This window comes from Vibrio halioticoli NBRC 102217, assembly GCF_000496695.1.
GTDB classification, from domain to species: Bacteria; Pseudomonadota; Gammaproteobacteria; order Enterobacterales; family Vibrionaceae; genus Vibrio; species Vibrio halioticoli.
On record NZ_BAUJ01000047.1, the window covers coordinates 1 to 14,612 of the forward strand.

The 14,612-nt window shown below is 42.4% G+C and carries 10 protein-coding genes; 8 read left to right on the forward strand and 2 right to left on the reverse strand.

Annotation, left to right across the window (positions count from 1 at the left end; genetic code table 11):
- Positions 1-2,660, forward strand: a 2,660-nt coding sequence (locus VHA01S_RS13180) for a VCBS domain-containing protein (protein ID WP_023404860.1), incomplete at its 5' end; no start/stop codon positions are given.
- A 150-nt stretch (positions 2,661-2,810) separates the two neighbouring features.
- A complete protein-coding gene (locus VHA01S_RS13185) occupies positions 2,811-3,800 on the forward strand; it encodes a RodZ family helix-turn-helix domain-containing protein (RefSeq protein WP_023404861.1) in 990 nt (329 codons plus the stop codon).
- A gap of 100 nt (positions 3,801-3,900) precedes the next feature.
- Here the strand turns inward: VHA01S_RS13185 and VHA01S_RS13190 are convergent, their stop codons facing one another.
- On the reverse strand, positions 3,901-4,878 hold the full coding sequence (locus tag VHA01S_RS13190; protein WP_023404862.1) for a helix-turn-helix domain-containing protein: 978 nt from the start codon (positions 4,876-4,878) through the stop codon (positions 3,901-3,903).
- A 143-nt stretch (positions 4,879-5,021) separates the two neighbouring features.
- Here VHA01S_RS13190 and VHA01S_RS13195 point away from each other — a divergent pair, with 143 nt between their 5' ends.
- The 6 genes from VHA01S_RS13195 (at position 5,022) to VHA01S_RS13220 (ending at position 13,495) form a co-directional block, all read left to right on the forward strand.
- The gene (locus VHA01S_RS13195) at positions 5,022-6,665 is read left to right on the forward strand and encodes a sulfatase-like hydrolase/transferase (RefSeq protein ID WP_039970943.1); all 1,644 of its coding nucleotides are present in this window, start codon (positions 5,022-5,024) and stop codon (positions 6,663-6,665) included.
- A gap of 54 nt (positions 6,666-6,719) precedes the next feature.
- The gene (locus VHA01S_RS13200) at positions 6,720-7,850 is read left to right on the forward strand and encodes a DUF3179 domain-containing (seleno)protein (protein ID WP_023404864.1); all 1,131 of its coding nucleotides are present in this window, start codon (positions 6,720-6,722) and stop codon (positions 7,848-7,850) included.
- 100 nt (positions 7,851-7,950) lie between these two features.
- Positions 7,951-9,987, forward strand: coding sequence for a multiheme c-type cytochrome (locus VHA01S_RS13205; protein ID WP_023404865.1), 2,037 nt, complete (start codon positions 7,951-7,953; stop codon positions 9,985-9,987).
- Positions 9,988-10,002: 15 nt separating this feature from the next.
- On the forward strand, positions 10,003-10,761 hold the full coding sequence (locus tag VHA01S_RS13210) for a hypothetical protein (protein ID WP_023404866.1): 759 nt from the start codon (positions 10,003-10,005) through the stop codon (positions 10,759-10,761).
- A 143-nt stretch (positions 10,762-10,904) separates the two neighbouring features.
- Positions 10,905-11,999 carry a hypothetical protein gene (locus VHA01S_RS13215; protein ID WP_119006082.1) on the forward strand — a complete coding sequence of 365 codons (1,095 nt, stop codon included), beginning with the start codon at positions 10,905-10,907 and terminating at the stop codon, positions 11,997-11,999.
- Positions 11,996-13,495 carry a YiiX/YebB-like N1pC/P60 family cysteine hydrolase gene (locus VHA01S_RS13220; protein WP_023404868.1) on the forward strand — a complete coding sequence of 500 codons (1,500 nt, stop codon included), beginning with the start codon at positions 11,996-11,998 and terminating at the stop codon, positions 13,493-13,495. Before VHA01S_RS13215 ends, VHA01S_RS13220 begins: the two co-directional genes overlap by 4 nt.
- 233 nt (positions 13,496-13,728) lie before the next feature.
- Here VHA01S_RS13220 and VHA01S_RS13225 read toward each other — a convergent pair whose 3' ends face one another.
- Positions 13,729-14,436 carry an SGNH/GDSL hydrolase family protein gene (locus tag VHA01S_RS13225; protein ID WP_023404869.1) on the reverse strand — a complete coding sequence of 236 codons (708 nt, stop codon included), beginning with the start codon at positions 14,434-14,436 and terminating at the stop codon, positions 13,729-13,731.
- Positions 14,437-14,612 lie beyond the last annotated feature (176 nt).

The window sequence follows — 14,612 nt, forward strand, 5'->3', positions numbered from 1 at the left end:
CAGATTACAAGGGCACTACGCACACCGTGACCGATGCCAACGCAATAACGCAGGTAACGGCAGGTCAAACCGCAGGAACTTGGAATGCGCATATTCCAGCATCAGAGCTGAGCGCCGCCAATCTTCCAGATGGCTTTACGCCAACCTTTACCGTAACGGTTGTGGATGTCGCGGGTAACAGCGTTCAAAACACTTCTACACCAACAGTGGACAGTCAAGCTCAGGTAACAGTGGCACTTGATGATGGGGGGACTAAACACTCAACACATCACTTGGGTGATGGTTTTATCAATATTGCAGAGCAGCAGCAGGTTCATTTGCATGGCACGCTAGAGGCAGGAGCCACTCTTGATGATATAGTTATTTCTGATGGCACACATACGTACCATGTTGCGGCTTCTATGTTAAGTGGGGCAACACATTCAGGGGAAAATTACTCATTGATTGTGAATTTGTTAACGGATCTAGTCGATGGTAATGGTGCTCGGGTAGTGGTTGCCCATAGTCATATTAGCCCATTTACTGTAGGTGATAATACACTACTGAATGTAACTGCAACGGCTACAGACAAAACGGGTAATACAAGTAATTCAGTAATGACACATGCACACTTAGATACACTTGTGCATAAACCAGGTACGCCCGATCTAACCCATACATCAGACGGTAAAAACTCATCTCATCATGCTACTTCTGGACGAAGTGATCACGATTTAATTTCTCCAGATGGATCTCCAAGAGTGGCATTTAGAGCAGATAAGTTAGATAAAAGCCATGAAACGCTTCATGCATATGACGAGTTCAAAGGGCAGACCTATGAAGTTGGAGATAAAAATAGCCACACACTATCGCAAGTGCAACCAGGTCATTCGTATGATCAATTTAAAGCGGGTGCTTATCATTTTGATGAAGATGCTCATCTTGTAAATGGGGTTGGCCATATGGATGGGGAGCACGTTTATCATGCTGAAATCCATGATGATCATGGCAATGTGGGTAAAAGCGGAGATTTAACAGTCACTATTGATACTCATATTGATACGCCAACGTTGTCATTTACAAATACTAACGGTCATCAAGGTCATTCGCTTCGTCCTGAACTGCATATTTCAGGTATTAGTCGTTCAGATAATATGTGGAAGGTAGAGCTAATAGATGGCAAAACATCTTTAGGGACTGCGGTTAAAAATGAAAATAATATTTGGGGTCACATAGATGCATCGGGTCAATGGGAAAAAGGGTTACCTGCGGGATTTGTTCATCATACTGATGGTAGTTGGGGATATACTTTACAGCATGATTTAAAAGGTGATAAACACACTTATACGGTAAGCGTCACGGATGTGGCTGGGAACAATGCAATAAGTACCCTAGACTGGGTCAATGATGCACCAACAGCAACGGACTTTCATCGTAATGTGAATGAAGGGACACAATCTATATCATTGTTACTTCAAGACTTTGGTGACCCTAAAGATACAAATACTTCAGACGGTGATAGTGTTGCGAATGTGGTGCTTGAAAAAGCGACATATGGCAATGGTCATGTTGAGGTGTATAAGCATGGGAATTGGGTTGCAGCCAAAGATGGTGAGATCATACCTTTAACAGAGATAGGTACTAATTCTCCTAGAAATCATCATCAGCATGGACATCAAAATCATGTGCGATATGTCATTGATGATACTTTTGATAAAGCTCATGCAGTGGCCAAGATTGCTTATCATGTAACAGATTCCCATGGTGTAAATTCAAGTGGTCATCACGATGTTATTAATGTAATAGCAGGGGCATCTAAACCAGTATTTAATATTACGAATCATACATTATCAGCGTCGACAATGAGTACTCCAACAGAGTTATGTTACGACCTAGATTTAAGTGTCACTCACCCTGATACTGATGGTTCGGAAGATCTACATATTTTTGTGGATGGCCATCAGGGTATGAGCCTATTTGATAATAATGGTCATAAAATTGCCTTAATAGGTTCTGCAGGAAATACACACTGGGATATTGGCAACAATCCAACAACACATCAGCCATATACCAACGCAGAGCTTAAACAGTTTAGTCTTCGATTTAATGAGAACTATCAAGGGCTAAAATCAGTGCGATTGCATGCTACGACGACCGAGCATCAAGGCCAAGAACAAAGTCTCGCTAAAGAGTTTGATGTTAGTTTCGCAATACCGACTAAAGCAGGCTCGGGTATACACCTTGTCGAAGATGTTACGTTCGATAAAAGTAACGGTCATATGTTAACCGCGTCGGCTGATATCAACGGTGCAATAGCGCAGGGCGGAATTAACCCTAGCCATAGTCACTTAGCTTTCCAAGCGCAGATTATTCATGGACGTTATGGTGATCTTGAACTCCAAAAAGATGGTACTTGGGCATATCATGCCAACAATGATCAGCGTGCAGTTCAAGAGTTAAATGCGGATGTGAAGATTGATGAATTTATTTCTTCACATCAAGGTACAACGCACTCAACCTACCAGATAACAGAAGAGCTTTTACAATCAGGGCTTATTCATGAAGGTAAGAATGCCTTGGTTGAGCATTTTGAAGTTGTAAGTAACTCGGGTGTCAAAGTGCCAATTGATGTGCTTATTACGGGCAAGGATGAACCAGTAAATCCGACATTTAAAGATTAGGCTCTTATTTATGATAGTAGTACTGGTGGTAGTGATGCTAATAATGCAGATGGTAATAATGATTTTAAAGATACTACTAAGTACCGCCATGATAGCTATGCCTATGAGCATGATGGTCATACATATTGGCGTTTTGATTTAGGTCAATCAGTGCACTTACGCCACCATGTTGAAGGGGTGATATATCAGTTTACAGTGGAAAGCAAAAGTGGTTCTACAACCCCAGGAACACAAGTTGGTTATTTTGACGATCCTATATCTCATACTGGTTGGCATTCAATTCTTAAGACAGATGGTAGTGGTACTATTAGTGGTCTTCAAGATATAACACAAGGACAGATTGCACTTGGTTTGTTTGTACGTACTCCAAAGATAGGTACTGATCAATTCACATTTCATATTGAGGTGAACGCTTACGCGCCTGATGGACATACGCAGTTGACCCATCCACTATCTATTTATCTGAATAAAGATGCGAAAGATGATATGGCAAAAGGTGAGGTTAAAAACATTGGTAGTTATAGTGGATTACCAATCGTACACGACCAGAGCGACGAACCAGACGACGTCCCAACGGTCACCATCACAGCGCCAGAGCAATACGACGCGCCAGATGATATGCCAAGCGTCGCCACAACAACTCATGACCAACATGACGCTTCAACCCATAACGTAGCGGCAACGAGCAACCCATACCTAGATATGGTACAAGCACATGCACAACCTGCGCAGCAGCATCATGATACGTCTGCGGCGTCTCCTGCCCCTGTGGCAAGTAATACGCAAGGCGCAAGCGTATCAGACAGTGCGAGTCACTATCTGAATATGGTGGGTGTGGATGCGAAAGATGTGAAGATTGAGCATAACAAACATGGGGATGACCATCTTCATACCCACAAACATTTTGCGCACAATCCACTGGCGGATGATTTCCAAGATCCAAAACATGCTCAGCAACACGGGCATGATGCTTTTGCTAATCCACTTGAGGATAAGCATGATCATAAGGGTCATAAACATAATCATGATGTTAAGCATCACGATCTGGCGGATACAGGTAGCCACGATGGTAACCATAATGCCCATGATCAGATGGACAATCACTTAGTAGATCCAATTACTCATCATCACAACAGTTAGTTCTGAGTGTTAGGGTATGACAAACAAAAACCAGTCTGAAAAGGCTGGTTTTGTTATGGTCGCAATCTATAGATCGTCGCTGTAAGTATTATCACTTACTCTAACTTACCGTTAACCTCTTTCTAGGCGCATGCTCGGCAGCTCGCCTAGTTTGGCTAGGTAACTCGCCAAACATGCTGAAGTAATCTTCGCTTAATTTTCCCATGTGCCAAAAACCACACAAGCTAGCTGTCTGATAAATTTTTTGCTCAGGGTGCGAAATGAGCATTTTTCTAAAGGCATGCAGTCTAAGTGCAATGATGATAGTTTTTGGTGAGGCTTGAAATTTCTCTTTAAAACATCGATCTAGAGTGCGTAAACTGGTGTGGGTGATTGCGCAAATTTCGCTGAGGTTAATAGGGGAGTGAATATTTTCCAGTATATAATCGAGCGCACGTTTAATGACTTTATCTCTTGGAGTTTTACTCGTTCTTTGCTTAAAAATGGTTTTCGTTTCTAGCTGCAAAAGCAAGTCGTTGGTTAAATCTAACACGGTTTGGGTTTGCGCAAGGGGAGACTGACAGCTAAATGTTTCGCTAAGCATATGCGAAAATATTCGAGTTAACCCATCAATATATTGAGGCGTACAAAGGTGTATTTGGTGTGAGTTTAATAACAAATCACAATCAATTAATAGCTTACTTTTTTCAATATAACTCTCAACTACGCTTTTGTGCACCGAGAAAGTGTACGCTTCGAACCCAGCGGGGGAAATCACGTCAAAGCCATCACTACTGCTAAAAACCTCTAACGTGTCCAACTGGATTGGCGCGTTGTTCCAACAAATAGGCCCAGTGTGTTGGGTCATTATCCCAATATTTAAACACTCTGCAGGGGCGACGCCTCGTTGCCAAACTTGTTTATCAAACGAAATCTTTTGTAATACCGCTTGTGGCAACTGCAGTTGCGTTAAGTGAGTATGAAAAATGCCTTTTTCTAACTGAATAAAATCAAGCCCCCATGGCTTGAGAGATTCATTCAATAACTCAACGCTTGGAATGGCGATTGAGTGCAAAAGGGGCGTTGCTTGTGGTTGCATGTTCTCTCTAAAATTAAGTTGGCAGATTAATGATATTTCATTTCACATTCTAATATAGAATGTTAATACAAGTAATTGGTTTGTTAAGAAATAACATTCATTTTTACAATTAATCTGTGCAACAGTTAGCCGAGGGAATAAAAATGAAAATACAGGGAATGTTAACGTTGAGTTGCTTGTTGGCAGGCAGCACAGCGGTAATGGCGAAAGGGATTGTGTACGATGCGCAATTCGGGGTTTTAGAAGCGCAACACGGAGAAAAGTGGCAAGCACAAGATAAACAGATCGAGGCGAAACTGGCTGAAATCCGTGAGAAGAATGGCGGTAAACGTCCCAATATCATTTATATGCTGGTTGATGATTTGAGCTATGGCCAAATGGGCAACCGCAAAATGAACCATGTGATGGGGGTGAACACCGAAAACATCAACCAATTTGCCAACGAAAGTTTGTCGTTGGAGCGAATGTACACTGAGCCATCTTGTACACCAACACGCGCCGCTATGATGACAGGTCGTCATCCAATCCGCAGTGGTTCAAGTGAAGTAAAAGTGACTTTAGTTGGTGAAGGGTTATCAAAAGAAGAAGTGACCATTGCCGAGGTACTATCTGAAGCCGGTTACAGCACTGCGCACATTGGTAAATGGCACCAAGGAGACATAGAGCAGTCTTTCCCTCATAACCAAGGTTTTGATTTTGCCGCATTTCCTGCGCATCAACAGGTGCAGCTTTCGCTAATGACCAAAGAAGCATCAAAAGCGAATAATCTGTTTGGTTGGCATGATTCAATGCAAAACAACGATTTTATTATTGATGACACCTTCCGACCAAAAGGCATGCTTACTGGACTTGAAGCTCACAAAGGTCAAAAAGCCAGAGAAGTGCACATGCCGGCAGGACATGAATGGTCGCAAGCGGATTATCATGCCATGAACGTTCGCTATCAAGAGCAAGCGATAGATCAACTGCAACAACTTTCTAAAGCAGACAAACCTTTTTACTTGCAATACTGGCCACTGTATCCGCTGAACTTTGTGCATGACAATGAACAAAACGTATCTCGAAATGGCGGTTATATGGCGGAAAAACTTCAGCTACTAGATACGTGGTTTGGTGAGTTTTTAACTGAGTTAGATGCATTAGGCATTGCCGATAATACACTGGTTATCCTAATGGCTGATAACGGCTTAATGTACCATTATGGTGGTCCATCAGGGTTAAGTGAGCTGATTTATCGTGGTGGTAAAACCGATTTCCTAGAAGGTGGTATCCGTACCGATGCCTACTTTCGTTGGCCTGCTGCGATTCCATCTAACACTGCTGCCAGTGACATTATCCATGTGAGTGATTTATACACCACCATCGCCACGATTGCTCAAGCAACGGAGTATATTCCTCGTGACCGCGTCATTGACGGTATTAACCAGACCGCTCTTTTGCTAGAGGGCGAAAAAAATGGTCGCCGTGATTATGTGTATGTCTATCAAGGCCCGCGTTTAGCTGCGGTAGTGAAAGACCAATTCAAAATGCACATGCCAGCGCCGGGCATGCCGGGTGCGGCCGCGCCGGTATTTAATGTCTATCGCGACCCTCGTGAAGAAAACCCGCATATCGGTATGGCATTGTGGTCTGGGGCATCTTTCCAAGACATGATGAAACGTCACATGTTAACTATCGAAAAATACCCTCATTTACCGTTAGGCAAGGGTACGCCATATTCTGGCGTAGAAAACTTGCGACCTGAAACGAAGAAACTGGTTGCTGACTTTATGTCTTGGCAAAAATAATCACTCATGGCGCTGAGAGCAATCTCAGTGCCAATCACTACCAAGGGAAGTGTAATGAAAAAGAGTGCGTTTATATTAGCGATTATCAGCTTGCTGGTGGGGGCGTTTGGTGCAATTGCCCTTACCGAAGCTGGGCAAATGATAAATATGCCAAGGGAATGGGTATTTAGCTATTTTGAATATCGCGTTACGCTAAATGTCTTTATCGTGGCATTAGCAGTAGTGGCGATTTATCTACTCCTGAAAGGGTCATTGCTGGGTAAAAAATGGATTGGGTTATATGGTATAGCCATCGTTGCCTGTTTATTCGTTATCAATATTTTTGCGCCCGAGTTTTGGCTAAGAGCTCAGCAATATGGCGCGGAATTCATGTCTGTTGAGCAGGCCAATCAGAAGCTTAGTAATGATAGCGATGTCTTTGTGCTAGAGATCAATGGCGATGCACGTGCCTACCCAAGAGATTGGATGCAATTGCCCCATATCGTGGGTGATAAAATAGGCGGCCAAGAAACCGTGATGACCTATTGTGCGTTAAGTAATTTGCCAGTGGCGTTTAACCCTAAAATGAACGGTCAAGAAACGGATTTTAGAGTTATCGCGCAGGTTCATAACAACCTTATTTTCACCGACCGAAACAGCGGCGAGCTTATTCAACAGGTGACGGGCACGGCAGAATATAGCCAAACTCAGTTGCAGCAATACCCAGTGCAACGAATGACGTGGCAAGCATTTAAATCCTTGTATCCAAAGGGACAAGTCTTTAATTACAAGCCAAATGCGTTTGATCAGCTAACCCTCAAATTATTTGATACCGCATTGATCCCGCATTATGAAGGCGTAGCCATGTTTCCTACCCTGAATGAGCCCGATCCAAGGGTGAAATCAGGCGAGCAAGTATGGGGCGTAACCATTGATGGTAAATCCGTTGCCGTGACTCAAAGTCATTTTGATAAGCAGCAACAGTTTGTGGCTCATTTACCTGCGCAAGATGTTTTATTTGTGCAATACCCTGAATTTGACACCGTAGCGGCTTACCTAGTCGATGACAGTCGAAATTGGCAAGAGGTGAGTGTCGACCCATACGGGAAATATGATGGCGGGCAATTAACTCGCGCCAACTTATATTCTGGTATGCCATGGATGATTTGGAGCCACTGGTTCCCTGAATCTGAGATTTATCAATAGCAAATATAGGTGGGGCAACCCACCTTACTTAACGGTTGAACTCCCAATGCTAACCGCTGTTTTTCGTGTCTTTTTACTTCTATTCTTCTGCTATTCATCGATGTTATTTGCATCGGAATATGTTGGAAGCGATGTTTGCCAATCTTGCCATGTACAAGAGCATGAGCAATGGCAAACATCACAACATTTTGATGCTATGGCAGAGGCAAATAGCCAAACAGTAAAAGGCAACTTTGATAATCAGACCGTATTATTCAAAGGCGAGAAATATCATTTTAGTATTGAAGACGGTCAATATTGGGTGACATTAAAAGATCAACAAGGGCAATTTAATAAATATAAAGTGAGTTATACCTTTGCTATTTATCCCTTACAACAATATATGGTGGAGTTTGCCGATGGTCGGGTGCAATTAATTCCTTTTGCATGGGATACCCGCGATAAAAGTGACGGTGGACAGCGTTGGTTTCATTTATATCCTGAGTTTGATAAACCCAGCGATGACTTTTTTTGGTTAAACCATGGGCAAAATTGGAATTACATGTGTGCTGACTGCCATTCAACCAATTTGCAAAAAGGGTATGACTCAAAACTCAATCGTTACAATACCACTTGGTCAGAAATTAATGTTGGCTGTGAGGCGTGCCACGGGCCTTCTGCGCAACATATCAAAGACAACAAAGTCGCCACGCCCTATGACGTAACCGGTCGAGACATTAACAGCGACCCTGTTTGCGCGCAGTGCCATAGTCGTCGTATTCAACTTAATGAAGACGGTCTTCATCCGCAATTTTCACAGCGACACAAACTTAATTTAATCAGCTCAGACTTGTATTATCCCGACGGGCAAATTTTTGATGAAGACTATGTTTACGGCTCTTTTCTACAATCAAAAATGCATAAAGCAGGAGTAACCTGCAGTGATTGCCATAATCCGCACACCGCCAAGATAAAACTGCCTGAGCCTCAGCTTTGTCAACAATGCCATAGCGCAGAGCAATACAACGCCGAAAAACATGCACATCACCCAATAGGTCTAGAAACCGATAAATGCTCCAGTTGTCATATGGTTGAGCAAAATTACATGCAAGTGGATTGGCGAAAAGATCATAGCTTTCAAATCCCTAGACCCGAATTGTCGGATAAAACCGGCGCGCCGAATGCCTGTACTAACTGCCATCAAGATCAGAGTAATCAATGGGCAAGTGAACATCTTAACCAGTGGTTTGAGCGCGATGAAAAGTTAACGAATAGTCATTTTTCGTTAGCTTTTTCTGAAGCCGAAAGTGGCAACAATAGCACCAACCAAGCACTAGCTAATATTGCGTTAGATGAAGAGCAAGCGTCCATCATTCGAGCGTCAGCGCTGTCTAGAATGCAGTATTTTGCCGACCCTTATAGTCTCAATGCCATTAAAAAATTGTCCAATCATCCAAATCAATACATACGTCAAGGCGTGTTAGATGCCCTGATCCCTCAGCCTATCGCGCAACAAAAGTTGGTTTTAAAGCAGCTACTAAATGATCCTGTGTTACTGATTCGCAGTGAGGCCGCTGCGTCACTTATCTATCTTGATAGTAGCGAGCTCTCTAAAAATCCATTGCTCAATCAGGTGCTATCTGAATACCTCGAAATACAAGAATACCTCAGTGATCGCGGAGCAAATCGCAGCAATATCGGTGATGTGGCGTGGTTAAAAGGGAACTTAAAAGATGCTGAGCAACATTATTTGCAAGCGATAATCGTCGAGCCAAATTTTGTTGCCCCGTATTTAAAGCTCAATAATGTGTATCGCACGCAAAATAAACAGCAGCAAGCAACGTCCATATTAGCTCAAGGGTTAAAGCGTCAACCCAATAATGAACAATTATTATATCAATATGGGCTGGCGAATATTCGGCTACAAAAGCTAGATGCGGCAATTGCCTCATTTGAACAGTTATTAACGGTTGCGCCAAATAATGCTCAATATCAGTTTGTGACTGGTCTTGCTTATGAAAGCGTCAATCTAGAAAAAGCGATTCAACATATTGGCAATGCCTACCAAATTAGCCGAGACGTTAAATATATCGAAGCTTATTGCGCCGTTTTACAAAGAAATAACCAAGCACTACCCAATCAGTGTTTTTTACAATAATGAAAGGAGTTAACCATGAACAAGTATGTTCGTATTGTTAGTTTTGCGGTATGCAGTGTGGTCAGTACCAGCAGTATTGCCAACGAAAGTGATGATTGGCAATTCTCGCTGGCCCCCTTATTTGTTTGGGGATCAAACTTAAACGGTAATGCCGAAGCGGGATCTGGTTCATTACCTCTTGATCTTGATTTTAAAAACGATTTGCTAAGTAATTTAGATGCGGTGTTTACTTTCCATTTTGAAGCACAAAAGAAGGATCTGATACTGTTTGCTGAGTATCAAAATATGACCCTAACACCATCCTCTACGACTCCATTTGGCGGTACGGTTGATGTTACCTTTAAGAATCAAATGGGTGAACTTGGTGTTGGCTACGTTGTAGGAAAAATGGACAACACAAACTTTGAAGTATTGGCCGGCGTCAGGCGTTTAGAACAAGATATTTCAATGAACATTACCGGTGCGCCATTACCTTTCCCTACCAGTCTTAGCACAGGTGATACTTGGTACGATGGTTTTGTTGGCGGCCGTGTGAAAACCCAATTTGCGGATAAATGGCAGTTTGTGTTTAGAGGAGATGTGGGCGGCGGTGGCTCTGATTTTATTTGGAATACATCAGCAATCGTTGATTACCGCTTCATGGATTGGGGCTCTGCATTTTTTGGCTATCGCGCAATGGGCTATGATTTTGATAATGGTAAGGATGATTCCAATAAATATGCCATTGATGTGGTGATGCAAGGCCCATTAGCGGGCCTAAACATCCACTGGTAATCGTCGCTTATTGCACCATTATCGATGATTTTAGTTATGACATGCCGTTATTAATAGCGAATAGGGCATGTCATAACGGCATAAATTTATTGGAAACGAGATTTATTTAAAGCAGGGATGAAATATTTTAAATGGATTTATCAATGTATAAAACTATGAGCGTAATGTTACTTTTTCCTACCAGCATCATGGCAGGCGAAGTCGACAACTATTACGCGTGGGGGAAAACAATAAAAAACAGTGAGGCAGTGTTTAATGACTACCTTAATCAACATATTGAAAGTAGCTTGCAACAACTGAGCAATAAACAGCAATCACTCACTTGTGAGCAGGTTGCTCTAGTAGTCATGAAAGACCTTGGCGCAACACGTTATCCCTTAAAGCACCGAGGAGCGCTCAATACCGATATGGAGCTATGGGCGCAGCAAAGTGAATTAGTTGACCGCCAACCCGACGATAATACATCGTTAGACGAATATGCACAGCACAGTATCTATTCACCGGTAATGCGCACCGCTGGCGTTAAAACAGATTTAGATCATGTGGTGAATGTGGCAGGTGTCTATTTTGGCACGGATAAAATCAGTCATTTTTTAGGCTCTGGATATGAATATTATGCGCGTTATTTAAAGGCCATACAGAAAGATAGCCAAGAGTTTTCGCAAGCCAAATCGATTATTTGGGCAACCAAAATGGAAGGAGGCTTGCTCGGCATTAAAGTGGTCGGTGTGTACTCTTACGCAGATTTAGAAGCCAACTATCAAGGCTTTGAAATGGCGCGTGATTTGTGTCGACTGCAACATATTGAGAATGCTGGTGGCTGGTCCTTTAGTCAGCCTGTTGATATGCGAAAATACGTAAACCCCAATTGGGATGAATCATTTTATTTATCTACATACAGTGACAGCCGCGCTAAAAAAGTAAAACAGAACATGCAGTTACACGAAGGTGTGTGCGAAAATCGCCAGCAACTGTGGGTAAAACAGCAGCGCCAATTTTATTTGCAATGGGAAAGTGGCTATCCACCCTTTGATCAAGAAACCCTCAATAGCAGTTTCTCAACCTATTTGCTGACTTTAGCCCAACATTACGCCCATCAAGAATCCTATGAAAACGACTCAAGTTTAAAAGCGCACCTTAAAACACTCTCTCTGACTATGGAGGAGTTTAATTACTTTATTCGCGAGGCCAAGGTGCCGCAACAGCAAGGTTTTAGCCTGCAGGAGTTGTGCTCATGAGTCGTCAATTAATGGTGTTTGTTATCTCCTTGCTAACTCTGATGGGGTGTTCATCTTCTCGCTACGATTTAAAAGCGGGAGTAAGTGAAGATAGAGCCCTATGCGTCACGCGATTAACGCAGTGGCAAGATGAGCCAACTTTATATTATGACTCGCAATCTTGGCTAAAAAACGACTTACTAAAGTATAAAGGCGTAAACGAACAACTACTGACTGAAAGGCAATCACTGTTAGCGAGTATTAATGCGTATTATGAAAGTGGTGACGAGAAGCCGATTCCATCAAAACTGACTAATCAAATTAATGACATTATTGCCAAAGAAAGCCAACAGTCTGAAGTGTTGGAATCACTGGTCGCCGCGAATGAATGTTGGTATCAAGTCACTTTTAAGGAAAATAACCAGTTCACTTTTACCGCTTTTAGTCTGGAATTAGCCTCTATTTTAGCTTTATACGATGCCTACTTTAGCGCCGCCAATATTACTAACAATGATGTAGAAATTCGCCGTGCATTTAACCGAGAAGACAAAGGTTACGGCAAACAAGAAAACGCACTTGAAGCCTATGCGGCCTACGCCTTAGATCTATCCAATATTCAACGTATTCGCGAGCAAATTAACTATTTTAATCTCAATATTGAGGCTTATCGTCCGCAGATAATGGACAAAGATATTGAGTATTTATACCTTTCAATAGTGCAGAGTCCATCCTTTAAGGCATTGCCACGCTACACACCCGAAGAGCTCATAAGCCAACGCTCTCAACAGCGCCGTAACAGCATTCGTGATGGCGTAAACTCCACAAACAGTGCTGCGGTGAACGGATTGAGCCAATTCTTCGGCAATGTGACCGGATTATTTGAATCTAGAAAAGGCTATTTATACCAAAATGAACCAGTGGAACAATCCATTAAAAGCCAACTCAAAGCCGGCGACATTCTGCTAGAGAAAACACCGTTTCGCTTAACTGATAAAATGATCCCAGGCTATTGGGGACATGCCGCCATCTGGATTGGCACTGAACAAGACATCAAAGACTTAGGCATCTGGGATCATCCTGTTGTGAGTCAATATCACCAAGAAATCAAACAAGGAAAGTTAGTCGCCGAAGCTCTGCGCTCAGGAGTCGCACTCAACTCGCTACAACACTTCATGAACATTGATGATCTATTGGTGATCACTCCTACACACCGAAGTGATGAACTGCGCAGAACAACCATCATTACCACCTTGCGCCAAATTGGTAAGGAATACGACTTTAACTACGACATAGAAACAACCGACAAAATAGTGTGCTCGCAACTGGTTTATATTGCCTACGACGACATAGATTGGCCACACGAAAAGGTCATAGGGCGCTACACCATAAGCCCAGATAACATAGTGACAGAGGCACTGCAAAACGAAGATCTAGAGCCATCGATATTGTATTTAAATGGCAAAGAAGAGCGTGTTGATGTAGATAAAATCCGCCAGTTAAGCCGCGAACAAGCATGATCTATATAACGTAAAGTGTGTCTCATCGACTTATTTAAACCGATGAGAGCACAAGGCTATTGAGCGTTCAAATCAGCCAGACCCGCGATTGTAGAGTAATCATAATGAGTAAATGGCTGTTGTGGCATATAGCACACCTTTGTATTGCATAGCGTACTGAACGTTTCAAAGCACAGGCTCAGTCTATATTGGTTAGCTAATAAAGCAATTACGGCCTTTAAACCATGGTTCTGTTATGCACAGATAACAGGCCCTTTGGTGTTATTTGTGTATTGTTCAAATATTGCGTGGGCAATTTTTTTAGCGCCGTATTTTGATGGTTCAATCGGCGAAATTGGTGCGTAGTCATCGATATGATCACAAATCACTCTTAGATCCAACACTTGTAATTGGTGTTCGGCCGCTTCTCTTAAAATCACTTCATTAAATATTGCTAATGCCATTTTCTCAGCGATTGATAAGGTTGGAATATTATCGTAGATGGTACAAACAGTAAGCTCTGGGAATGTTTTCAGGGTGACACTGAGCATGTGTTTATATTGCTGACGAAAGTGCTCTCGCACGTCGTGTAAGGAAGAGAGCGCCTCCCCAATATTGTTAGAGGCAATACTCAGCAAACCGGATGCGTTATAACCCAGTAAATCATTGCCACCACAGGAGAGAAACGCATATTCTTTATTAACAGGGAATTTGGATTGTGCTCGTGCTATTTGGCCATCTACGCTAGACATTACATGTCCATCAACTGCCAGTAGGCTCACTTTTGTTTTGTTTGCATCATTACGTTGATGAGTCTCTTTGGATGCAATTATTGCCTCTAATTGCTCTGTAACAGATTCACCATGTTCAACATAAGGCGAATTATCAAAGATAGAATCACCGAGCAAAACTATGCGGTTAGGGAAATATTGTGCGTTGGTTTCATTAATTGCGTTATTCATAAATAGTCACCTGCTTTCGTATTGTGGGGTCACTTTACTTGGCAAACCATCAATGCGGAAGTGTCATAAAATGATACATGTACGGTTAATAAGCAGGGGGATTATATTTGGTCATCTTGACTTACCTATAATTCAGTATCCGAACTATGTCGGTGATAATTAAACCTAAATTATCG